Annotated in this window: 23 protein-coding genes; 18 read left to right on the top strand and 5 right to left on the bottom strand. The window is 68.1% G+C overall.

The features are described 5' to 3' along the window. The first annotated feature begins 55 nt into the window (after positions 1 to 55). From G6034_RS03730 to G6034_RS03700, 7 genes are all read left to right on the top strand, one after another. Positions 56 to 2,326: a hypothetical protein gene (locus G6034_RS03730; protein ID WP_176633761.1), complete on the top strand. Its 2,271-nt coding sequence runs from the start codon at positions 56 to 58 to the stop codon at positions 2,324 to 2,326. 85 nt (positions 2,327 to 2,411) lie between these two features. Further along, positions 2,412 to 3,353 (top strand): tetratricopeptide repeat protein, encoded by a 942-nt coding sequence (locus G6034_RS03725; protein ID WP_176633760.1) that lies wholly within the window; start codon positions 2,412 to 2,414, stop codon positions 3,351 to 3,353. A gap of 124 nt (positions 3,354 to 3,477) precedes the next feature. Continuing rightward, complete coding sequence (locus G6034_RS03720; protein WP_176633759.1) at positions 3,478 to 4,281, top strand: ABC transporter ATP-binding protein; 804 nt, start codon at positions 3,478 to 3,480, stop codon at positions 4,279 to 4,281. Continuing rightward, on the top strand, positions 4,263 to 5,846 hold the full coding sequence (locus tag G6034_RS03715) for a transporter (RefSeq protein WP_176633758.1): 1,584 nt from the start codon (positions 4,263 to 4,265) through the stop codon (positions 5,844 to 5,846). The genes G6034_RS03720 and G6034_RS03715 overlap by 19 nt, the downstream gene beginning before the upstream one ends. A gap of 167 nt (positions 5,847 to 6,013) precedes the next feature. Next, positions 6,014 to 6,796, top strand: a complete 783-nt coding sequence (gene nagB / locus G6034_RS03710) for a glucosamine-6-phosphate deaminase (protein WP_176633757.1) — start codon at positions 6,014 to 6,016, stop codon at positions 6,794 to 6,796. A gap of 123 nt (positions 6,797 to 6,919) precedes the next feature. Continuing rightward, complete coding sequence (locus tag G6034_RS03705; protein ID WP_176633756.1) at positions 6,920 to 7,252, top strand: DUF3039 domain-containing protein; 333 nt, start codon at positions 6,920 to 6,922, stop codon at positions 7,250 to 7,252. A gap of 102 nt (positions 7,253 to 7,354) precedes the next feature. Then, positions 7,355 to 9,124, top strand: coding sequence for a DEAD/DEAH box helicase family protein (locus G6034_RS03700; protein WP_176633755.1), 1,770 nt, complete (start codon positions 7,355 to 7,357; stop codon positions 9,122 to 9,124). Between the two features lie 132 nt (positions 9,125 to 9,256). Here the strand turns inward: G6034_RS03700 and G6034_RS03695 are convergent, their stop codons facing one another. From G6034_RS03695 to G6034_RS03685, 3 genes are all read right to left on the bottom strand, one after another. Continuing rightward, positions 9,257 to 9,550, bottom strand: a complete 294-nt coding sequence (locus tag G6034_RS03695) for a GIY-YIG nuclease family protein (protein ID WP_176633858.1) — start codon at positions 9,548 to 9,550, stop codon at positions 9,257 to 9,259. Positions 9,551 to 9,867: 317 nt separating this feature from the next. Next, complete coding sequence (locus G6034_RS03690; protein ID WP_176633754.1) at positions 9,868 to 10,488, bottom strand: isochorismatase family protein; 621 nt, start codon at positions 10,486 to 10,488, stop codon at positions 9,868 to 9,870. 11 nt (positions 10,489 to 10,499) lie between these two features. Further along, positions 10,500 to 11,843: a nicotinate phosphoribosyltransferase gene (locus tag G6034_RS03685; protein ID WP_176633753.1), complete on the bottom strand. Its 1,344-nt coding sequence runs from the start codon at positions 11,841 to 11,843 to the stop codon at positions 10,500 to 10,502. 37 nt (positions 11,844 to 11,880) lie between these two features. Between G6034_RS03685 and clpS the strand changes: the two genes are divergently transcribed. The 9 genes from clpS to G6034_RS03640 all read left to right on the top strand — a co-directional run bounded on the left by clpS (position 11,881) and on the right by G6034_RS03640 (position 18,847). Continuing rightward, the gene (gene clpS / locus G6034_RS03680) at positions 11,881 to 12,186 is read left to right on the top strand and encodes an ATP-dependent Clp protease adapter ClpS (protein ID WP_176633752.1); all 306 of its coding nucleotides are present in this window, start codon (positions 11,881 to 11,883) and stop codon (positions 12,184 to 12,186) included. After that, entirely contained in the window at positions 12,179 to 12,745 is a 567-nt protein-coding gene (locus G6034_RS03675; protein ID WP_176633751.1) for a DUF2017 family protein, read from the top strand. The genes clpS and G6034_RS03675 overlap by 8 nt, the downstream gene beginning before the upstream one ends. 83 nt (positions 12,746 to 12,828) lie before the next feature. Next, a complete protein-coding gene (gene murI, locus G6034_RS03670) occupies positions 12,829 to 13,857 on the top strand; it encodes a glutamate racemase (RefSeq protein WP_176633750.1) in 1,029 nt (342 codons plus the stop codon). Then, positions 13,854 to 14,651: an MBL fold metallo-hydrolase gene (locus G6034_RS03665; protein ID WP_176633749.1), complete on the top strand. Its 798-nt coding sequence runs from the start codon at positions 13,854 to 13,856 to the stop codon at positions 14,649 to 14,651. The genes murI and G6034_RS03665 overlap by 4 nt, the downstream gene beginning before the upstream one ends. A 95-nt stretch (positions 14,652 to 14,746) precedes the next feature. Then, positions 14,747 to 14,938 (top strand): hypothetical protein, encoded by a 192-nt coding sequence (locus G6034_RS03660; RefSeq protein WP_176633748.1) that lies wholly within the window; start codon positions 14,747 to 14,749, stop codon positions 14,936 to 14,938. 155 nt (positions 14,939 to 15,093) lie between these two features. Then, positions 15,094 to 15,633, top strand: coding sequence for a hypothetical protein (locus tag G6034_RS03655; protein WP_176633747.1), 540 nt, complete (start codon positions 15,094 to 15,096; stop codon positions 15,631 to 15,633). Positions 15,634 to 15,741: 108 nt separating this feature from the next. Then, the gene (gene rph, locus G6034_RS03650; RefSeq protein ID WP_281375384.1) at positions 15,742 to 16,491 is read left to right on the top strand and encodes a ribonuclease PH; all 750 of its coding nucleotides are present in this window, start codon (positions 15,742 to 15,744) and stop codon (positions 16,489 to 16,491) included. Beyond that, on the top strand, positions 16,488 to 17,120 hold the full coding sequence (gene rdgB / locus G6034_RS03645; RefSeq protein WP_176633746.1) for an RdgB/HAM1 family non-canonical purine NTP pyrophosphatase: 633 nt from the start codon (positions 16,488 to 16,490) through the stop codon (positions 17,118 to 17,120). Before rph ends, rdgB begins: the two co-directional genes overlap by 4 nt. Before the next feature lie 173 nt (positions 17,121 to 17,293). Continuing rightward, positions 17,294 to 18,847, top strand: a complete 1,554-nt coding sequence (locus G6034_RS03640; protein WP_176633745.1) for an NCS1 family nucleobase:cation symporter-1 — start codon at positions 17,294 to 17,296, stop codon at positions 18,845 to 18,847. Here the strand turns inward: G6034_RS03640 and G6034_RS03635 are convergent. After that, the gene (locus G6034_RS03635) at positions 18,844 to 19,539 is read right to left on the bottom strand and encodes a VTT domain-containing protein (protein WP_176633856.1); all 696 of its coding nucleotides are present in this window, start codon (positions 19,537 to 19,539) and stop codon (positions 18,844 to 18,846) included. The two genes, G6034_RS03640 and G6034_RS03635, sit on opposite strands and share 4 nt — an antisense overlap. A 110-nt stretch (positions 19,540 to 19,649) precedes the next feature. On the opposite strand from G6034_RS03635, the gene G6034_RS03630 reads away from it, so the two are divergent. Both G6034_RS03630 and G6034_RS03625 read left to right on the top strand, forming a co-directional pair. Beyond that, positions 19,650 to 20,636, top strand: coding sequence for an exonuclease domain-containing protein (locus G6034_RS03630; RefSeq protein ID WP_176633744.1), 987 nt, complete (start codon positions 19,650 to 19,652; stop codon positions 20,634 to 20,636). 171 nt (positions 20,637 to 20,807) lie between these two features. Next, complete coding sequence (locus tag G6034_RS03625) at positions 20,808 to 21,353, top strand: DUF4395 domain-containing protein (RefSeq protein ID WP_176633743.1); 546 nt, start codon at positions 20,808 to 20,810, stop codon at positions 21,351 to 21,353. A 181-nt stretch (positions 21,354 to 21,534) separates the two neighbouring features. Here G6034_RS03625 and G6034_RS03620 read toward each other — a convergent pair whose 3' ends face one another. Continuing rightward, complete coding sequence (locus G6034_RS03620; protein ID WP_176633742.1) at positions 21,535 to 22,689, bottom strand: baeRF3 domain-containing protein; 1,155 nt, start codon at positions 22,687 to 22,689, stop codon at positions 21,535 to 21,537. Between the last annotated feature and the right edge of the window lie 211 nt (positions 22,690 to 22,900).

The following is a 22,900-nucleotide window of genomic DNA, read 5'->3' as shown; positions in this document are numbered from 1 at the left end:
CGGTTACCCTTGAAGTGACGACCAAAATAGTTTTCCGCCGATGTTAGGTATGTACTTGCGTTCCAAGATTGCAATTGCCCTGGCCATTGTGGGCCTGGTGGTCCTCGCCCTGGGGATCGGCCAGCGCACCATCTGGCTCCCGCCCGCCACCGTCACGGCCGGCGTCGAGGGCACTGTTGCGCCGTCCCCCTTGACGGTCATTGGCCCGGACGTCCTCAAGGCCAAGGACGGCAACTTCACCATGACCATCAAGGCCAAGGGGCCCATCCAGCTGGCCGTAGCCCAGCAGCGTGACATCAGCGGCTGGGTGGGCGACGCCGCGCACACCGACATCACGGGCGTGAACGGAGACTTTGCGTCGCTGGCCACCAGGAGCACCCCGGGCACGGCCAAGGTGCCGAACCCTGCGGGTTCGGACATGTGGGTCAGCGAGGAAAAGGGCACGGGCGAGCTCAGCTACACCTGGCAGGCGCCGGGCCACGGGGACTGGGCCCTGCTGGTGTCCTCCGACGGCACGGCACCGGCCCCCACCGACATTTCGATCACCGCCGACAACGACGCCGCGACCCCCTGGGCCGTGCCGTTGATGATCATCGGCTCGGCACTGCTGGCCCTGGCCGCGCTGCTGTTCTTCATCGCCCCGCGCACGCCCCGGGCAGCCGTGGCCGGCCGCCGCTCCGCCGGCCGGACGCCGCCCGACCCCGCGACGGGCGCCGTGGAAGTGGAGAAGATCCTGGCCGCCAGGGAACGGGCCGCCCGGGCCAATGCGCCCCAGCCGGCGACCATTGCCGACGCCCGGCGTGCCGCACGGCGCAGGGAAGCCGCGGCCCGCGGCACCGCCGGGGACAGGACTGCCGGGGATGGGGCCCGTGGCGCGGCCGGGACGGCTGCTCCAGGCGGGCAGCAGGTCACGGACCATGCCACCGCGCTGCCGGGGGCCGTCCTGGGCTCCGTCGGCAGCGGTTCCGGCGGGACCGCCGCCATTGACGTGCCCGCAACGATTGATTCACCCGGAACGGGCACGGGCCGCGCGCAGGACGCGGCGGGCGAGGACCGCACGGGCCGCGCCAAGACGAACGCCAAGAAAGCCAAGAAAGCCAAGAAAGATGGCGGGAACGACGACGGCGCCTCCGGCGGCGCGTCTGGCGGGGCCGGAACTCCGGGCGGCGCCTCCGCCAAGTCCCCGGGCAGGGACAAGCCGGCGGCAGGCAAGGACGAATTCTTGGCCGCGCCCGCCGTCGCGCGTCGGCAGCCCGGCCGCGGCATCCCGGTGAAGGCACGCTGGGGAGCGGCCCTCGCCGCGGTCCTGGTCGCAGGGACCATGGGCCCCGCCCTGGCCGCCGACCCCTCCACCCCGGCCGCCAGCCCCTCGGCCTCGGCAACGACGTCGGCCACCTCATCCGGCCCGGCGGGCGCAACGGCCACGGGAAGCCAGTCGGCAGGCGCCACAGCAGGCCTGCCGGTGCTCCTGGACAGCCAGGTACAGAGGATTGCCGCCGCGATTTCCACCGTGGTCGCCTCGGGCGACAACGCCAAGAACGCCAAGGAGCTCGAATCCCGCGTGGCCGGCATGGCGCTGCAGATCCGCGCGGCGAACTACAAGATCCGCTCCAAGGTGGCCAAACAGGCGGCCGTTGACCCCGTCAACAGCACCAAGCTGCTCGCCCGGGTGGTCACCACGGACTCGGCGTGGCCGCGGCCGGCCGTCGTCGTCACCAAGGGGGACGGCAACGCACTTCCCCAACTGCTGACGCTCGTCCAGGCCAGCCCCCGCACCAACTACAAGCTGGTCAATGCAACCCCGCTGCTGCCGGGACAGACCTTCCCCGCGGTTGACAAGGAGGGTGCGGCAAACGTCCCGCTGGAGTCGGGCACCGGTCTCCAGATGAGCCCCAAGGCCGCCATCGCGGCGTTGAGCGACCGCATGACCAAGTCCGACAGCAAGTGGAAGTCCACGTTCAAGGACAGCGTCTACATCCCCAGCGTCCTCAACACGCAGGCGCAGGTGCTCAAGGAGGCCAAGGACGCCAGCTACGTGTTCAGCCACACCCCTGACGTGAAAACAGCCCTGGCCATGCGCACGGCGGACGGCGGGGCCATGGTGGTGGTCGGCTTCACCTTCGGCATTGATGCAACGTCCAAGGCCGACGCGACGCTGACCATCGGTGCCGACGCCGCCGTGTTTACGGGAGGCACGGAGACCACCAAGGGCTTTGTCCTCAGCTATGCCGAGCCCGTGGTCATGTACATCCCGCCAGCCGACGGCAAAGGCCAGATCAGCATCGTCTCCGCCAACCGCAACCTGGTGGGCGCCAAGTTCAAGTAGCCGGCCCGCCTGCCGGTATCGCCGGTCAGTTTCGCCCGCGGCGTGATTCCAAAACGCCGCGGGCCGCCACAGATAGAGTGGATCCATGAGCCAAAACAGTTCCCTGCCCGCCGTCCCGCCGTCCGGACTCAACCTGCGCGGCGCCGTCGACCTTTCCGCCCTGAAAAACCGTGCCGCGGCGCCGGCAGGCGGGGCGGGCGGCGGATCGCCCTACGCGGTGGACGTCAACGAACAAGGCTTCCAGGAATTTGTGGGCCTGTCCCAAAAGGTGCCCGTGGTGGTGTCCCTGGGCTCCAGCCGCTCCAACCAGTCATCCGTCCTCAACGGGGTGCTGGAAAAGCTCATGAACGAGTACGCCGGGAAGATCGCCCTCGGCCGCGTGGATGCGGACACGAGCCCCGGGATCGCCCAGGCCTTTGGCGTGGCTGCCATTCCAACGGTGGTGGCGCTGGTCAACGGCCAGCCCGTCCCGCTGTTCGAGGGCGAGCTGCCGGAGGAACAGATCAGGTCCTTCCTCGACGAGCTCCTCAAGGTGGCCGCCAGCAACGGCGTCACAGGAAACCTGGGCGGCGCCCCGGACCCCACCGCGGCGGAGGCCCCGCCGCTGCCGCCCCTGCACCAGGCCGCCTACGACGCCATCGAGGCCGGCGATCTGGCCGCGGCACAGGCCGCCTATGAGAAGGCCCTGGCGGAGAAGCCGAACGACGCCGAAGCGAAGGTTGGGCTGGCCCAGGTGCACCTCATGCGCCGTGCCGCCGGGCTGGACCAGGTCCAGGCCGATGAGCTGCGCACGCGCGCGGCCGGCGACCCGGACGACGTCGAGGCCCAGCTGGCGGTGGCCGACCTGGACGTCACGGGCGGCCATGTGGAGGACGCGTTCGCCCGGCTGGTGAAGTTCATTTCGCTGCACTTTGGGCCTGAGCGGGACACCGTCCGGCTGCGCCTGCTCGAGCTGTACGAGGTGGTGGGCACCTCGGACCCCCTCGTGTCCGCCTCGCGGCAGGCCCTGGCCCGCGCCCTGTTCTAGCAGCGCCGTTTTTCTTCACCGCACCGAAGCCGGCACCGGCGACGGCCCGTGCCGAGCCCGGCACCGCGGGAATTCATCCTTTCGGATGGTGAACTCCGCCGCAGCCGGTTGTTAGGGTGGCGCCATGACTGAAATTTCGCCCTCATTGACGGAGGCGCGGGCTGCCGGGCAAGGGCCCCCGGCCCTGGCCATCCGCGGACTGTCCAAGCGCTTCGGGTCCAAGCTTGCCGTCAACGCCATCGACCTGGATGTTCCCGCCGGCTCCTTTTGCGGCCTGGTGGGACCGAACGGGGCGGGGAAGACCACCTCGCTGTCCATGGCCACCGGCCTCCTCCGCCCGGACGCCGGCCAGGTCTGGGTGCATGGCGTCGATGTGTGGGGGAGCCCGCTGGAGGCCAAGCGGCTCATGGGGCTGCTGCCCGACGGCGTCCGCCTGTTCGACCGGTTGACCGGCGAACAGCTCGTGACCTACGCGGGGCTGCTGCGTGGCATGGACAAGGACACCGTGGTGGAGCGCGTGCGCGACCTGCTGGAAACCCTCGACCTGGCGCGGGACGCCGGGACCCTGGTGGTCGACTACTCCGCGGGGATGACAAAGAAGATTGCCCTCGCCTCGGCGCTGATCCACGCACCCCGGCTGCTGGTCCTTGACGAGCCGTTTGAATCCGTGGACCCCGTCTCCGCCGCCAACATCCGCGACATCCTCCACAATTACGTCGCCTCGGGCGGGACGGTGATCGTTTCCAGCCACGTCATGGACCTGGTGCAGCGCATGTGTGACCACGTGGCCGTCATTGCCCGGGGCAGCGTCCTTGCCGCGGGCACCGTGGACCAGGTCCGCGGCGGCCTCAGCCTGGAGGACAGGTTCGTGGAGCTCGTGGGCGGCCGGAACCAGACTGCGGGGCTGCAATGGTTGCGCACCTCCTAAGGCTCAAGCTGGCGCTGCTGCGCAACTCGCTGCGGCGCAGCACCATGCAGATTGTGGGCCTGGCGATCGGCGCGCTTTACGGGCTGGGCATCCTGGGCATGGTGCTGGTGGGCCTCGTGGCGCTGGGCACGCAGGGTCCGGAGACGATCGGCGTCGTCACTGTGCTGGCCGGCGCGGCGCTCTTCCTGGGCTGGCTGATCATCCCCGTGGTTGCCGCAGGGCTGGACATGACGCTGGATCCGGCACGGTTCACGACGTACGCGATTCCCATGAGGTCCCTGCTGGCCGGCCTGTCCCTATCGAGCTTCATCGGCATCCCGGGCGCCATCACCCTGCTGGCGTCCGTGGGCACCGCCGCCGCGTGGTGGCGGCACCCGCTGGGAGCTGTTGCGGCGCTCGTCTGCGGCGCCTTGGCGGCGCTGACGAGCATTGTGGCGTCCCGGGCCGTCACGGCCGCCAGTGCCAGCCTGGCGTCGTCGCGGCGGTTCAAGGACCTCAGCGGCGTGGTCCTGCTGGTGCCGTTGATCTTCCTTGGCCCCATCGTCGCCGGCGTCACGGCCGGGGTCAAGGACTTCAAGGACTACCTGCCCTCGCTGGCAGGCACGCTTTCGTGGACCCCGCTCGGCGCCGTCTGGGCCGTGCCCGCTGACGTTGCCGGCGCCCTCTGGGGCCAGGCCGCAGCCAAGCTGGCGATTGCCCTGGCCACGGCTGCCGCCCTGGCCTGGATTTGGAAGGCCTGCCTGCAAAGGGCCCTCGTCACGCCCGCCTACTCGGGGAGCCGGCGCCGCGGCGCAGGCAGCATGGGCTTCTTCAGGCTGTTCCCGGCAACCCCTGCCGGTGCCGTCGCGGCGCGCTCCATGACCTACTGGTTTCGGGACCCGCGCTACAGCGCAGGCCTGGTCATCGCCCCGCTGCTGCCGCTGGTCCTGGTGTTCGCCGGGTCCCGGGCGGCCGGCGGCGGCATGCTGGGCACAACCCTGGCACTGGGCGGGGTGCTGGCGGCCTTCCTGGTGGTCTGGAGCATTTCCTCCGACATCTCCTATGACAACACCGCCTTTGCCCTGCATGTGGCCTCGGGCGTCTCCGGCACGGCGGACCGCTCCGGCCGCGCGCTGGCGGCCGGCAGCCTGGCGGTTGTGCCCGGCGTCGTGTACGCCGTGGTGGGGACCGGGATCGCCGGGACGTGGGCGCTCCTGCCGGCAGTCCTGGGCCTCATCCTCGGGGCCGTCGGCAGCGGGCTGGGGCTGGCCAGCGTCTTTTCCGCGCGGTTCACCATGAACGCGCCGCTTCCGGGGGACAGCCCGCTGAAGTCCAAGCCCGGGAACAATTTCCCCACCATGCTGATCCAGCTGGCGGGCTTTGCCGGCGTGGGCGTGCTCATGGTTCCGGAAATTGTGCTGGCGGCGGTGGCGATGTCCACCAACCGGCCGGTGCTTGGCTGGATTGCCCTGGCCGCGGGCGTGACCCTCGGCACCGTGTCCCTCATGGCCGGCCTCCGCCTGGGGGCGCGGCAATTTGACCGCCGGGCGCCGGAACTGCTGCTGGCCGTTTCGGCAGACCGCTGACACTCGCTAAGGTTGGTTGCAGCGTACCTTCTTGTCCGGCAACAGCGCCCTGTCCGCCCTCCGCAGCCGCGGTGGCGCCGGCAGGGCGTTCCTGCAGGGCAAGGGCGCATCCCCGCCATTACACCCGCAGCGCCGGCACTCCCCGTGCCGTGAAAGGATCGTGTTTCATGGAGGTCATCATCCTCCCCAGCAGCAAGGAAATCGGGGCGCTGGCCGCCGACACCATCGAGGACCTGGTCCACAACTTGCCCCGGGCCGTCCTGGGCCTGGCCACGGGTTCCTCCCCGCTGCCCATCTACGACGAGCTCGCGCGCCGCCACGACGAATCCGGCCTGAGCTTCACCCAGGTGCACGGCTTTGCCCTCGACGAGTATGTGGGCCTGCCCGCCGGCCACCCCGAGTCCTACCGCGAGGTCATCCGCCGTGAGTTCACCAACCGCGTGGATGTTGCGCCGGAGAATGTGCACGGCCCGGACGGCACCGCCACCGACATCGCCGCGGCCTGCCTCGCCTACGAGGAGGCCATCAAGGCCGCCGGCGGCGTGGACCTGCAGATCCTGGGCGTGGGCACCAACGGGCACATCGGCTTCAACGAGCCGGGTTCCTCGCTGGCCTCGCGCACGCGCATCAAGACGCTCGCGGACCAGACACGCCAGGACAACGCGCGGTTCTTCGACAACATCGACCAGGTCCCGCACCACGTCGTCACCCAGGGACTGGGCACCATCATGGACGCCCGGCACGTGGTCCTGGTGGCCTACGGCGCCGGCAAGGCACAGGCCGTCCGCGATTTCGTGGAGGGCCCGGTTTCGGCGTCCTGCCCGGCCTCCGTGCTGCAGTTCCACCCGCATGCCACGATCCTCATCGATGAGGCGGCCGCGGCCAAGCTGACCGGCGCCGCGTCCTACCGCCATGCCTATGCCAACAAGCCAGCCTGGCAGGGGCTGTAGCCGGAAAGGCCAACCCGTGTGCGCTGGGGAACGACGGCGGTGGGTGGGGTGCGGGATTAACCGCTCCCACCGCCGTCGTTCTTCGCGCGGGCCCGGGTGAGTCGGGCGGGCGGAGACGCTAGAATGATTTGCATGAGCTTGCCACCAGATCCCTTCGAAAACGATCCCACGCACGGCCCCGGCCACACCGGCGGGTCCACGGCAGTCATTGAACGCGAGGAACTGCGCCAGGAGGTGGAACCGGGCGACAGCGAACGGTTCGCGCACTATGTGCGCAAGGAAAAGATCATGGAATCGGCCATGACCGGCGATCCCGTGGTGGCGCTGTGCGGCAAGGTCTGGACGCCGGGCCGTGACCCCCACAAGTTCCCTGTCTGCCCTGAATGCAAGGCCATCTACGAGGGCCTGAACCCCTCAGGCGGCAAGGGCAAGGGCCCGAAGAATCCCAAGAAGTAACAGCAGCAACAGCAGTTTCAAGGGTGCGGTTCCGTGCCTTGAATTGGCGTGCCCGGAAGCAGGAAACGCCCAGGGAAGAAGTGATTTGATGGCGGGGAATTCGTGACGGAAACATTGTTTGGTGGCCCGTCGCTGCCTCCCGCCTACCCGGAACGGGCGGCCTGGGGAACGGCGCAGAAGCTGCGCGCCTGGCAGTCCGAGGCGATGGAGAAGTACTTCGCCGAGGCCCCGCGGGACTTTTTGGCCGTGGCCACGCCCGGCGCCGGAAAGACCACCTTTGCCCTGCACATCGCCACCGAGCTGATTGCGCGCGGCACCATCAACCGGGTCACGATCGTCACGCCCACCGACCACCTCAAGCGCCAGTGGGCGGACGCGGCGGCGCGGGTGGGCATCTCCATCGACCCCAACTTCAAGAATGCCGACGGCCGCCACGGGAGGGGCTTCATCGGCGTCGCCGTCACGTATGCGCAGGTCGCCAGCAAGCCCATGCTGCACCGCGCCAAGACCGAGGCCGCCCGCACCCTGGTCATCATGGATGAGATCCACCACGGCGGCGACGCGCTGTCCTGGGGGGACGGCATCCGCGAAGCGTTCGACCCTGCCGCCCGCCGCCTGGCCCTGACCGGCACGCCGTTCCGCTCCGACACCGCGGCGATCCCGTTCGTGGAATATACGGAGGACCGCGACGGCATCCGCCGCTCCAGGGCCGACTACAGCTACGGGTACGGCGAGGCCCTGAAGGACCACGTGGTCCGCCCCGTCATGTTCATGGCCTACTCCGGGCAGATGCGTTGGCGCACGAGTGCCGGCGAGGAGATGGCTGCCACCCTGGGCGCGCCGGTCACCAAGGACATCACCTCGCAGGCCTGGCGCACGGCCCTGAACCCGGCCGGCGAGTGGATTCCCGCCGTCCTCGCGGCGGCGGACAAGCGCCTCGCCGAGGTGCGCCGCGCCGTGCCCGACGCCGGCGGCCTGGTCATTGCCACCGACCACGAGGACGCGAGGGCCTACGCCGGCCAGCTGAAGAAGATCACGGGGGAGTCGCCCACCGTGATCCTTTCCGACGACGCCAAGGCCTCCGACAAGATCGATTCGTTTTCCGCCGGCGAAAAGCGCTGGATGGTGGCCGTCCGCATGGTTTCCGAGGGCGTGGACGTGCCGCGCCTGGCCGTGGGGGTGTATGCAACCTCCACGGCCACGCCGCTGTTTTTTGCCCAGGCAGTGGGCCGCTTTGTGCGCGCCCGGAAGCGGGGGGAGACGGCGTCGATCTTCCTGCCGTCCGTGCCCAACCTCATGGAGTTGGCCAACCAGCTTGAGCTGGAGCGCGACCACGCCCTGGACCGCCCGGACAAGGACCCGGACGGTTTCATCGAGGATTCCGAAATGGAGGAGGCCAACCGCGAGGAAAAGGCCTCCGACACCTTGGAGAAGTTCAAGTTTGAGGCGCTGGAGTCCCAGGCCTCCTTCGACAAGGTGTTGTTCGACGGCGGCGAATTCGGCACCGGCGGTGAAATCGGTTCCGACGACGAGCTGGACTTCCTCGGCATTCCGGGCCTGCTCGACGCCGAACAGGTGGGCGTGCTGCTGCGCCAGCGCCAGGAGGACCAGCAGACCCGCCGCCGGGGCAGGGCCTCCGCGGCCCCGGAACCTGAGGCTCCCGCCGCGGTGGACCACCGCATGCTGATGGACCTGCGCCACGAGCTGGCCAAGAACGTTTCAGCCTGGAGCGCCCGCTCCGGCATGCCGCACGGCATGGTGCACAGCGAGCTGCGGCGCATCTGCGGCGGCCCCGCCGTCGCCCAGGCCAACGAGCCCCAGCTGCAGCAGCGCCTGAAGAAGCTCCAGGACTGGTTCCTCGGCCGCAAATAGCCCGGCCCCGCTGGTCGGGCCTGGCTCCGGTGGTCGAGCAGCGGGCTCTGCGAGCGCGTCGAGACCTGGGTCCGGTGGTCGAGCAGCGGGCTCTGCGAGCGCGTCGAGACCATGTCATTCACGCTGAAGTGGTCATGGCCCCATCTGCCGAGACCTTGCCTCGGATAGGACCGGCAGATCCTTCAACCGTCCCTCAATGAGGGCCTCTCTCTTGGCCCGGCTCCAGCCTTGTATTTGCTTTTCCACCGCGAAAGCCGAGTCGACCCGGTCATGTTCCTGTGCCCAGACAAGGGCAACAGGCCTCCGGCGCCGCGTGTACGCCGCCCCCTCGCCGGCGTTGTGCTGTAAAAGCCGGCGTTCCAAGTTCCATGTACTTCCGACGTAATAGGAACCGTCATTACATTTCAAGATATAGACATGTGGCATGTTCACATTGTCGTGGCCGGACGGCGCATCTTCGGGGCCAATATCGGAATTGTGGATAACGGTCCCCAATTGCCATGCTGCCGAAGGGCAGGGGAGCCGTGGGATGCGACGCAATACGGGTCTCGACGCGCTCGCGGGGCTCGCTGCTCGACCGCCGGGTCTCGACGCGCTCGCGGGGCTCGCTGCTCGACCGCCGGGTCTCGACGCGCTCGCAGGGCTCGCTGCTCGACCGCCGGGTCTCGACGCGCTCGCGGGGCTCGCTGCTCGACCGCCGGGTCTCGACGCGCTCGTGGGGCTCGCTGCTCGACCGCCGGCTGCTACTTGACCTCCACGCCCGCGTCCACGAGTTCCTCCAGGGCCTCTTCGCTGGCGCCGTCATCCACGCCGGCCACGTAATCCCGCAGCACCGTGGTGTCGTAGCCGGCGTTGACGGCGTCGAGCGCGGTGGCGCGGACGCAGAAGTCGGTGGCGATGCCCACCACCACCACGTCGTCCACGTCGTTCTCGCGCAGCCAGTCGTCCAGGCTGACGGCGGCCTCGGCGTCGTCCGGGTCGGCCTCTTCGTAGGCCTCGCGTTCACCGACCAAGACCTCGTCCTCCGGGGCCAGCAGTCCGTCGAAGCCGGAGTAGGCGGCGTCGTACCTGCCCTTGCGGAAGTACGCGTCAATGTCGTCCGTGTCGAGGTTGCGGTGGAGGGCGGCGCCCTTCGAACCGGCCACGCAGTGCACGGGCCAGCTGGTGCGGAAGTCCGGCGTGTCGGAGAAGTGGCTGCCCGGGTCGATGTGCCAGTCCTGGGTGGCCACGATGAAGTCAAAGCCGGGTGCCTCTGCAATGAGCTCGCTGATCTCCGCGGCGAGGTCGGCTCCACCCTCCACGGCCAGCGGGCCGCCTTCGCAGAAATCGTTCTGCACGTCCACAATGATGAGTGCCTTGGCCATGCGTTGCTCCTTTAGTTCCGTACGGTTGAGGGCTGGATGTATTCGGTGGGGATGACGGGCTCGCCGCGCTGCAGCCGGCGCGCCGCGCCGGGCAGTTCCGCCATGGACGCGGCGTGGCGTTCGGCGGCACGGCGCACGCCTTCCGCCCCGGTCCATCCAGGCGCCAGCACGCCGTCGTGCATGAACTCGTGGATCAGCGGGCGGTCGTTGCCGTCGTTCTCGGGCAGCTCGCCGATGCCGACCAGCTCGGCGGTGGCCAGGCCGCGCTCGTTGAGGCGGCGCAGGGCGAACTTCTTGCCGCCCACGCTCGCCTTGTTTTTGGCTGCCTTGGCCACCGAGACAAAGTCGCCGTCATTCCCTGCACGGGAGACCAGCTTGTAGACCATGGAGGCGGTGGGCGCCCCGGCGCCGGTGACCAGCGACGTGCCCACGCCGTAGGAATCCACGGGGGCCGCGGCCAGGGCGGCAATGGCAAACTCGTCGAGGTCGGAGGTGACGGTGATGCGCGTGTTGACGTTCCCCAGCGAGTCCAGCAGGGCCCGGACGTCGTGCGCCTGGGCGAGGAGGTCCCCGGAGTCCAGCCGCACGCCGCCCAGGGCGGGCCCCGCCAGGGCCACGGCCTTGCGGACGGCGGCCTCGACGTCGTACGTGTCGACGAGGAGGGTGGTCCCGGCGCCCATCGACTCGAGCTGCGCGCGGAAGGCCTCCTCCTCGGAATCGTGCAGCAGCGTGAAGGAGTGTGCGGCCGTGCCCTGGGTCAGCACGCCGTACCGCAGCCCGCATTCGAGGTTGGAGGTGCTGTGGAAGCCGGCGATCACGGCGGCGCGGGAGGCGGCCACGGCGGATTCCTCCTGCGTGCGGCGCGACCCCATTTCGATGCAGGGGCGGGAGCCGGCAGCGGTGATCATGCGGGAGGCGGCGGAGGCGATGGCGGAATCGTGGTTGAGCACCGAGAGCAGGTATGTCTCGAGCATGCAGGCCTCGGCAAAGGTGGATTCAACGCTCAGGATGGGCGAATTTGGGAAATACAGTTCGCCCTCTGCGTAACCGTAAATGTTGCCGGAGAATGCGAAATCGGCCAGCCACGCCAGCGTTTCGTCATTTACCACCTTCCGGGCGGCCAGGAAGTCCAGCTCCCGGGTGCCAAAGCGGAACTCCGCAATCCCCTCCAGCAGCCGCCCCGTGCCGGCCACAACCCCGTACCGGCGGCCGTCGGGGAGCCTGCGCGCGAACGCCTCGAACACGCTGCGGCGGTGCGCGGACCCCGAGTGCAGGGCCGCCTGGAGCATGGTGAGCTCGTAGTGGTCCGTGAACAGGGAGGTGCTGGGGTGTCCCCAACCGGGTTCAGTAGTCACGGAATTCACTTTAGTGGGGCAACACTAGAATGGACACATGAGTGTCAGCACAGCCCCGGAAACGGATCGGGACCAATCCACGCACGAACTCTCTTCCCCCGACATCCCCTGGGAGCTGATTATCTGGAACGATCCGGTTAATTTGATGAGTTATGTCAGCTACGTATTCCAAAGCTATTTTGGTTATTCCGAGGCGAAGGCCGCTGAATTGATGATGCAGGTGCACACGGAGGGAAAGTCGGCCGTGGCGCACGGTGCCAAGGAAAAGATGGAGGCCCACGCTGTGGCAATGCACGGATTCGGCCTGTGGGCCACGGTCCAGAAGGGCGGCGGACGTGGCTAAGGCCTTCAATCCGGGCCGCCGCGGCATCACCGGCTTCCTCGAACCGGCCGAACGGGACCTCCTGCGCAAGCTCTTCGACGACATCATCACCATCCTCGAACCGTCCCGGCCCGCCCACGAGGACCCCCTCGCGGCGCTGATCGGCCTGGACATGGACGTCGCCGTCCCCACCGACCCCGCCCTCCTGCGCCTGCTGCCGGACGCCGTGATGGGCGACGCCGACGCCTCCCTTGAGTTCCGCCAGCTCACCGAGCGCTCGCTGCGGGAATCGAAGATTGGCGCCCTGCGGGCGGCCACGTTGGACCTGGACAAGGATAAGCTGGTCCTGGACGCCGAGGCGGCCGGGCTGTGGTCGCGCGCGCTCAACGACGTCCGGCTGGTCCTCGCGCAGCGGCTGGAAATCCGGGACGAGGGCGACGCCGAGCGGGTGCACCAGGTGCAGGACTGGGGCGAGGCGGACGACGTCGAAAGCTACTTGTCGCTCGTCTACAACTTTGTTTCCTGGTTGCAGGAAAGCCTGGTCCAGGCCATGCTGGCCGGGCTCAAGAGCAGCAGTTAGGGGCCGGGCTTGGGCTCCTGTGACAAAACAGACGCGGCCAAATGTACCCGGCGTTCCTGTTTGGCATCTATCCTAAAACGATCATGACCACACTGCCCGGGGGATCCCCAGCCACTGCCCAGCCGGTTGCCGCGCACCCCATGGCGGAGCGCGCCATCGGCATTTTTGATTCGGGGGTGGGCGGGCTGACCGTGGCGCGTGCCGTCATCGACCAGCTGCCCAACGAGTCCATCCTGTATGTGGGGGACACCGCCAACGGGCCCTACGGCCCGCTGCCCATCGCCGAGGTCCGCGCCAACGCCCTGGGCGTCATGGACGAGCTGGTGGACGCCGGCGTGAAGCTGCTGGTGATCGCCTGCAATTCCGCCTCCGCCGCCGTGCTGCGGGACGCCCGGGAACGCTACACGGCCCGGTACGGCATTCCCGTCATCGAGGTCATCCAGCCCGCGGTCCGTCGCGCCGTGGCCGCGACGCGGACGGGCAATGTGGGCGTCATCGGCACCGTGGCCACGGTGGGCTCGCGCGCCTACGAGGACACCTTTGCCGCCGCGCCGGACCTGCGCATCACCTCCGTTGCCTGCCCCGACTTTGTGCGCTTTGTGGAATCCGGGATCACGACCGGGCCGGAACTGCTCTCCACCGCGGAGGCCTACCTGGCCCCGCTCCGCGATGCCCGCGTGGACACCCTGGTGCTGGGCTGCACCCACTACCCGCTGCTCACCGGCGTGATCTCCTACGTCATGGGCGACGGCGTGACGCTCGTCTCCAGCGCAGAGGAGACTGCCAAGGACGTCTACAAGGCGCTGGTGGGCCACGACCTGGAACGGCTTTCCGACGAGCCCCCCGCGCACACCTTCCTGTCCACGGGCGACGCCGTCCAGTTCGGCGAACTGGCCCGGCGCTTCCTGGGCCCGGAGGTGCGTGGCGTCGAGCAGGCGCGCCATGTGTCCGCCCACTATCCCACGGGGTCCATGGCCCGCATTACCCCGGACATGATCGCCGCAGCCCGCGCAGCAGGGGGTTCGGCCGCCCCGCGGATCTCGAATTTTGTTTTGCGGGACTCTGCGGGCAAAGTGGCAGTTTCGGGACCGGCGCCGGGGGAGCGGACATGAAACTGACGATCGTGGGGTGCAGCGGGTCCTTCCCCGGCCCGTCGTCGTCCGCGTCCTGCTACCTGCTGACGGCCCATGACGGCGTCCGGCCGTGGAGGGTGCTGCTGGATTTGGGCAGCGGTGCGCTGGGCGACGTCCAAAAATACATGGACCTGGAGGACATCGACGCGATCTTCCTCTCCCACCTGCACCCGGACCACTGCATGGACCTGTGCGGGCTGCACGTGGCCGTGCGCTGGAACCCCCACGGCTGGCACCGCGGGCGGATCCGCGTCTGGGGTCCGGCGGCGACGGCGGACCGGCTCGCCACGGCGTATGGCCTGGAACTTGATCCGGGCATGCGCGAGGAATTCGACTTCCAGCCGTGGCAGGCGCTGGAACCGGTCACGGTGGGGCCCTTCAAGGTCACGCCTTTCCCGGTCAACCATCCCGTGCCCGAGGCCTATGCCCTCCGCGTGGAGACCACCGAATATGACGGCACGGGGGTCGACCGCGAGATCATCCTGACGTACTCCGGGGACACGGACGCCTGCGACGAGCTCGAGGACGCCGCCCGGGACGCCCACCTCTTCCTGTGCGAGGCCGCCTTCGAGGAGGGCCGCGACGACCACATCAAGGACGTCCACCTGACCGGCAAGCGGGCCGGCGAGGCGGCCGAGCGGGCCAATGCGCGCAGGCTGCTGCTGACGCACATCCCCGTGTGGACCGAGGCAAACACGGTGGTGGCCGAGGCCCGCGAGGTGTTCCCGCGCGACGTGTCCGCCGCCGTGGCCGGGGTCCACTACACCATCTAGGGCGCCATGAATCAGGCCGCCATCTTTTAGGCCGGCTGCCGCCTGCCGTCTGATCTGGCCGGACGCTTGCGGGCCGCCGGGTCCTGGTCCACTACATGCAGCAGCCCAAGTACTCCAGCCAGGCGCGGCCGGACCCGATCGGACAGGCCCTGCACGTGACGATCCACCGAACCGCCACGGACCCTCCCGTGGAGGAGAACGCCGCCGTGATCGCCTTGGCAGCGACGTACGGCGACGCCGTCGAGTTCGAGGAATCAAACAGCCCCATTACGGCTGAGGCGGGCTGAGCCGGGGCCGCCGCGGAATCATCCCAAATGATCATGAATCCGCCGGCGGGGTCGGATAGGGTCGGAACTACCGATGCAACAAGGCTTGGGGTGTCTGGCGGTTGCTTGAGCTGGCCGGCGGGGCCGCCGAGCCCTTCCCCCTAAAGGACAAGACCATGAGCAACATGCCGATGCCCAGCTACAACCCCGAGTGGTCCCAGCAGCCCATCCCCGCCGCCCCCACGAAACCCAAGCAGGTGCGTTGGGCGTTCCAGCTGGTCATCGCTGCGGCCGCGCTGCAGGTCATTGCCGCCATCTTCGGGGTCGTCTACGTCTCCTCGGACAAGTTCCGCCAGTCGGCCGCCGCCACGATCGCCAAGCAAAACCTGCCCGCCAACGCCAAAGCCAACGACCTGGTGCAGGTCGCGGTGACCACCACGATCGGCGTGCTCATCGCCACGGCGGTGGTGGCCGTGGCGCTGTACATCGTCATCGGCCTGTTCATCAACAAGGGGGCCGGTTGGGCGCGCATCACCGGCCTGGTTCTTGCCGTGATTTCACTCTCGCGGCTCATCGGCCTCACCATGCCGGCAGGCATCTTCACCGTCCTGCAGGTGCTGGCCGGCATCGCCGCGATCATCCTGTGCTTCAGCCGGCCCGGCTCCCAGTACTTCACCGACAGCAGGAACTTCAGGAAGGCCGGCAAGATCGGCTGACCGGGTGCACTGTCCGGCGCAACGTACGGCACGGCCGGTGCGCAGGACGGGGTCATGCGCAGGGGCCGCCGGGCAGGCCATGCAGGACGGGACAGCTAGGCTTAGACCATGACGAATAGCGAGACTGCCATCCTGCGCGCCGACGGCCGCACCCCCGACCAACTCCGCGACATTTCCATCACCCGCGGCTGGTCCAAGCAGGCCGAAGGCTCGGCCCTGATCGAATTCGGCAACACCCGCGTGCTGTGCACCGCCTCGCTGACCGCGGGCGTGCCGCGCTGGCTCAAGGGTGAAGGCACGGGCTGGGTCACCGCCGAATACGCCATGCTCCCGCGCGCCACGAACACCCGCAATTCCCGCGAATCCGTCAAGGGCCGGATCGGCGGGCGCACCCACGAGATCTCCCGCCTGATCGGCCGCTCGCTGCGCTCCATCATCGACACCAAGGCACTCGGCGAGAACACGATCGTCCTGGACTGCGACGTCCTCCAGGCCGACGGCGGCACCCGCACCGCGGCGATCACCGGCGCCTACGTGGCCCTGGCCGATGCCGTCGCCTACGCCAAGGAAAACCAGCTGATCGCGAAGAACGCGCAGCCGCTCATCGACACCGTCTCCGCCATCTCCGTCGGCATCATCGAGGGCGTGCCCATGCTCGACCTGCCCTACGTGGAGGACGTGCGCGCCGAAACCGACATGAACGTGGTGGTCACCGGATCCGGCAAATTCGTCGAGGTCCAGGGCACGGCGGAAGGCGCCCCGTTCGACCGCGACGAGCTCAACCAGCTCCTGGACCTTGCCCTGATCGGCACCAGCCAGCTGGCCCAAATCCAGCGCGAAACACTTGGGGCCAAGTGAGCGGCCCCCGTCTGGTCCTGGCCACCCACAACCAGGGCAAGCTCCGCGAGCTGCGCGAGCTGCTGCGCGGCCAGGTGCCCGGCCTGGACGTCGATGTGGACGTGGTCGACGCCGGTGCCCTGGACGCGCCCGACGTCAAGGAAACTGGGCTCACCTTTGCGGAAAACTCGCGGTTGAAGGCCGCCGCCGTGGCGGCCTTCACCGGGGTCCCGGCCGTCGCAGACGACTCCGGCCTGGCCGTGGATGTACTGGGCGGCGCCCCCGGGATCTTTTCGGCCCGCTGGGCGGGAGCACATGGCGACGACACCGCGAACCTGAACCTGCTCCTGGCCCAGCTCGCCGACATTGAAGGCGCCCACCGCGGAGCCCGGTTTGTCTGCGCCGCCTCTCTCGCCAGCCCGGACGGCTCCCTGGACGTCGTGGAGGAAGGAACGCTGGAAGGGACCCTGCTCAGCGCGCCACGCGGCGACGGCGGCTTCGGGTACGACCCGATCCTGCAGCCGCTCGGCATGGACAAGTCCTGCGCCGAGCTGAGCGGCGAGCAAAAGAACGCCATCAGCCACCGCGGCCAGGCCTTCCGCGCCCTGCTCCCGCACATCATCAAGGCGCTTTCCCCGGAACGTCACTGAGGCCGGGTCCGCCGGGAACCGCGACGGCGGGACGGTCGCGGCACGCGCGGCACCGCCAGCAATTTTCATATGGTGAAATCAAAATTTCTTGTTGCGGAATCTGTGGGGTGCGGCCTACACTTTTTGTGTAGCCGCAATGACGAGGTTTCCCGCAAGTGATTGGTCCACCATCCATGAAAAATGAACCTGCCGCCCCGACGCAGCAACAGGACGCCGGCCACGGCCATCACCACGCCGACCACATCCTGCACTATCCGCCCAGCGGTGAAGTGCCCGGCCTGCCCCGGATCAGCGCCACGCTCTATAACCAGGACCTGGCCCCGACCAAGAAGGAGGGGCGGCACTGGACGTCGTACAGCATCTTTGCCCTCTGGGCCAATGACGTGCACAGCCTGGGCAACTACGGCTTCATCCTCGGCCTCTTCGCCCTGGGCCTGGGCGCCTGGCAGATCCTGCTCGCGCTGGCCATCGGCGCCGGACTGCTCTTTGCCCTGCTGACCTACTCCGGCTTCATGGGCCACAAGACGGGGGTGCCCTTCCCGGTCATGAGCCGCATTGCCTTTGGCATCCGGGGGGCGCAGCTGCCGGCAGCCATCCGCGGTGCCGTGGCCATCGTCTGGTTCGGCATCCAGACCTACCTCGCCACGCTGGTGCTGCGGGTCATGCTCATCGCCATCGCCCCCGGATTCGGGGCGCTGGACCACAATTCCTTCCTGGGCCTGTCGACGCTCGGGTGGCTGACCTTCCTCCTGCTGTGGATCGTTCAGGTGGTGATCGTCCGCTACGGCATGGACATGATCCGCAAATATGAGGTTTTTGCCGGCCCTGTGGTCCTGGTCACGCTGATCGCGCTGGCCGTCTGGATGTTCTTCCAGGCTGGCATGTCGATTTCCTTCTCCACGAGCCATCCGCTCACGGGAGGCGCCATGTGGCGCAGCATCTTTGGCGGTGCCGCGCTCTGGGTGACCATTTACGGCACCTTCGTGCTGAACTTCTGCGACTTCACCCGGGCGTCCAAATCCCGCAAGTCAATCGCCAGGGGAAACCTCTGGGGCATCCCCGTAAACACGATGCTTTTTGGCGTCATTGCGGTGGTCATGGCCGGGGCCCAGTTCAAGATCAACGGCCACATCATCGGCAGCCCGTCGGACGTCGTGGAAGCCATTCCGAACACCGTACTGGTGGTGCTCGCCAGCCTGGCCTTGCTGGTGCTGACCGTCGCGGTGAACATGATGGCCAACTTCGTTGCGCCCGTCTACGCGCTGAACAACTTCTTCCCCAAGCATCTCAACTTTGCCCGCGCCAGCCTGATTTCGGCCGTTATCGGCTTTGTCATCCTGCCGTGGAACCTCTACAACAACCCAGTGGTGATCGTTTACTTCCTGGGTGGACTGGGCGCGCTCCTCGGCCCCCTTTTCGGCATCATCATGGTGGACTACTGGCTGATCCGGAAGGCCCGCGTCAACGTTCCTGCCCTGTACACGTTGCAGGATTCCGGGCCGTACTTCTACCAGCAGGGCGTCAACCCGCGGGCCATCGTCGCGTTCGTCCCGGCGGCCGCCATCTCAATCGTCCTCGGCCTGGTCCCGTTCTTCCACTCGATCTCCGACTTTTCCTGGTTCTTCGGCGCCGGCATCGCCGGCGTGGCGTACTACTTCCTGGCCGGCCGCAACCGGCACTTCGAGGATGTGTCAGGTGAGCCGATCGCCGTGGCCACCACGCATTAAGGCTTCCCCACCTTGCGGTTGGACAGGAACGCCTTGGTCAACTCTACGACGATGGGGACCACCGAGAGCAGGACAATCAGGATGAAAATGATGTCCAGGTTCTTCTGAACCCAGGGGAAGCGGTCGCCCAGGATGAAGCCCAGGAGCGTGACTCCGCCGGCCCACAGTATGGCACCGATCGCGTTGAAGATGACAAAGTGGCGCATGTTCATCCGGGCCACCCCCACGATGACCGGCACAAAGGTCCGCACGATCGGCACAAAGCGGGCGAGCACCAGGGCCTTGCCGCCGTGCTTTTCGAAGAAGGCGTGCGCGTGCTCCACATGGTCCTTCCTGAAAAGCCTGGAGTCAGGCTTGTTGAAGATGGCGGGTCCGGCCTTGGCCCCGATGACGTAGCCAACCTGGTTGCCAACAAAGGCGCACACAATCAGCAGCATGATCAGCACGCCGATGTTGACGGGAAGCTTGCCGGTGCTGGTCAGCAGGCCGGCCGTGAAGAGCAGGGAGTCCCCGGGCAGGAAGAAACCCACCAGCAGGCCGGTCTCGGCGAAGATGATGCCGCAGGCAATGACCACCACCCAGAATCCGAGGGCGGGGTTGTCAAGGATGTTGACGGGATCGAGCCAGGGCGGCAGCAACCCCGTGGGGGCAGGGCCGTGGCCCACCAGGGCGGGCAGGGCGAAGTCACTCAGAGCTGAAAGTATCACCACCCCAGATTACGGCAACGGCGCCTGCGGGCCCCCGTGCCGTGGGTGGGCTCACGGTTGTCCCGACATGCGCGAGGGGGCGGTAGCCTTGAAGGGTGCCTGTGGACTTTACTGCAATCGATTTTGAAACCGCCAATGGATTCAGGGGATCGCCCTGTTCGGTGGGCGTGACGAAGGTCCGCGACGGCGTGGTGGTGGATGAAGGGTACTGGCTGATGCGCCCGCCCGCCGGCCACGACCACTTCGACTCGAGGAACATCGCAATCCACGGCATCACGCCCGACGACGTCCTGGCCGCCCCGCGCTTCAAGGACGTGTTCGCCGAGGTCCGGGGATTCATCGGCGGCGACGCGCTGGTGGCGCACAACGCGGCCTTCGACCTCGGCGTGATCCGCTCGGCGTCGGAGGTCTCCGGGATGCGCGCCCCGGCGTTCGACTACGCCTGCACCGTGGTGCTGTCCCGGAAGAACTACTCCCTGCCGTCGTATTCGCTGCCGTTTGTGGCCGAGGCCGCCGGCGTCCCGCTGGTGAACCACCACGACGCCACGGAGGACGCCCGGGCCTGCGCCGGGATCATGGTGGACATTGCCGCCCGCCGCGCCGCCACGTCGGTGGCCGGCGTCTTCGCCGCAATGAAGCTGCCCATGCCGCACGTCGACGCATGGGACCCCTCCACCGACGAGGTGTCCAAGGCCACCCGGTCGGCGCTGGGGAGACTGGCGGAAGGCGCCCCGGACGCAGGCCGGGGGGCGCGGTCCAGTTGGTCCTCGGAGGGCCCCAACCCGGTGCCCAACATCGCCGCCGACCCGGGGCACCCGCTGTACGGGCAGACCCTGGTGTTCACCGGCGACCTTGGCCTGAATCGGCCGGATGCCAAGCGGCGCGCGGCCCACTGCGGTGCACAGTGCGCCAGCAGTGTGACGCGCAAGACCACCGTTCTGGTGGTGGGCAGCGGCTTCACGGCGACCGACCTGCGCGGCGGCCGGGTGACGTCCAAGGCCGCACGGGTGCTGCAACTGCAGCGCCGGGGGCAGGGAATCGAGGTGCTCTCGGAAGGTGAGTTCATGCAGATGGTGGGCTGACGCTCCCGGCGCGGCACCAGCTTGGGAGTGTTTCCCATTGAGGGACGTAGGGCTGGGTGGGCCTGGATTTGGGTTTCGCGCCTTCGGCCGGGCACGCCCGCGGGGACGTGACTTTGTCATTCTCCGCAACATTGCTTCTTGAGCAGGGGCGGGACGTCCTAGCCTTGGAAGATGACCACCCTCAATGAACGCATCCCCGCCGCCACCGAATTCATCCAGGTGCCGCAGCCGGGACCCGTGAAGCGGTTCTTTGCGTTCCCCAACCCCGTCAACGAATACGCCGCCCGGTGCACGGCCGGCATTGTGGTGACGCTGGCGCTGGCGGCGGTCATTTCCGGGCAACTGTGGCTGGTGGGCGTCATTGCCGCTGGCTTCGTGCTGCGGCTGGCCTTCGGACCACGCATTTCGCCCGCGGCACGGCTCTCGGTGAAGGTGCTGGCCCCGCGGTTGGGGCCGCCGAAGATGGTTCCCGGCCCGCCCAAGCGCTTCGCCCAGGGCCTCGGCGCCGTCCTTTCCATCGCCGCGCTTGTGCTGCTGCTTTCCGGGGCGTCCCCGGCCGGCTGGACGTTGATGGCGGCCTTGATCGTGGCGGCGTCCCTGGAGGCATTCGTCGGGCTCTGCCTTGGCTGCGTGATCTTCGGGGTGCTCCAGCGCCGCGGCATCATCCCGGCCGGCATCTGCGAGGAATGCGCCAACTTCTCCCTCCGGAGGGCCTAGCCGGGAAATTCCAACTGGCCGGGAAATTCCAAGGTGTCAGTGGTCCTGGGCGGTGGGTGAGCGGCGCATGGCTGCCCCGATGGGGTCGTTGCGCCAGATTGCGTGGCGCTGCGCCTTTTGAAGGTGTCCCTTCCGGCCGGAGCGGAGCTGGCGGTCCGCGCCCCGGCCGCCGTCGGGCTTGTTAGTAGCGCAGGATCGCGGCGACCTCGCTGTCGGACGCGACGGTTTCGGAGGTCGCGAAGATCCTGCCGTTCGTGTTCAGCGTCGCCACCGCCGCTGCATCGATCAGCTCACAGTCAGCAAACCGCTCGTCCACACCGAGCTCCACGACAGGCGAGTCGTCGTGGACCACGCGCTCCCAGCACCACGGGTCCGCCTTGACGAAAAGAGTCTCCACGCGGCCAGCCGCCGCTGCCTCGGCAACAATTGCCAGATCGCTGGATACCAGACCGGTTCCGTTGAGTTCCTTGAATCGGTCGATGACCCGTTCGCGGTCCGAACGCAGTCGGGCCTCGATCAGCGGCCAGGCCTTCCTGTGCAGCTCCTCGGTGGAGAGCTGGTCCGAATTGTGCTCAACCGCCGCCTCGATGACGTTGGGGTAGGCGTTGACCGCCCGGTAGGCCGCGACGAGGTGGTCGAGGCCTGCCAGCACCATCGGCACGGTCTGACCCGCCAGCACCTCCTTCAACCCGGTGGAAACGTTCCGAAGGAACTGCTCCACCTCGACGCCCTTGACGTGCTGGTCGCCGGCGCCGTGCCCGTAAAAGACGGCAGAGCCGCCGCCACCGCGGCCACCCGCCGCCGGCCGGGCCATGGTGTCCGACCGCGGCTCCCTCGGCGTGATGACATCCTTCAGGCTGGTGGGCACAGCGGTGAGCCGCACGACCTCCACCGTGTTGCGGCTGCCTTCCATCAAGCGGATCTCACGCTGACTCAGCGCGAGCACCAGGAAGTGCCCGTCGCCGGAGAGGAGCCGCAGCATCGGGCCCAGCACCGGCTTGTCGCCGACCGTGGCGAATGTGGGCATCGGCGCCGCGACCCGGAAGGTGCGGTGACGGTCCGCGCGCAGAAACATGGCCAATCCGTCGCTCATGTACTGCCACTCCATGGCATCGTCGCGCAGCTGGTGTGCAGGGGCGAGCAGCTCATCGATCTCGGCTCGCCGCAGCGTCTTGCCAAGGGTCGTTTCCACGCCGGCTACGAGATTCTTGAAGCGCAGCCGGTCTGCCTCCACTTCCCGGCCAAACCTGTGTGTGGCCATGAACAGGGAAACGTTGGTACCACCCTGTCCCGGTGCCGCCAGGGCTGCGATATCGTCGTTTGTCAACAGATCCACGAGTCCTCCTGCATTCGAAATGGGTATTCTCCCCAGCATACACACGACGATTCTTGGCGTGGGGGTGGGACCGCCCCTGGTTCAGTATCCCGCCTGGCGGGCGCGCGGCGTGCCGAGGTGGATTCCGGCAAAGCACGTCAAAGCTCGATCGTTCGCGTCCTCCGTGGTCCAGTCGTGTTCCGGGCCCAAGGCATTCCGCTGGCAGCCTCCT

Source organism: Arthrobacter wenxiniae (assembly GCF_013376105.1).
Lineage (GTDB): Bacteria > Actinomycetota > Actinomycetes > Actinomycetales > Micrococcaceae > Specibacter > Specibacter wenxiniae.
The sequence above is the reverse complement of the archived record's forward strand: the minus strand, read 5'-3'. Positions and strand labels throughout refer to the sequence as shown.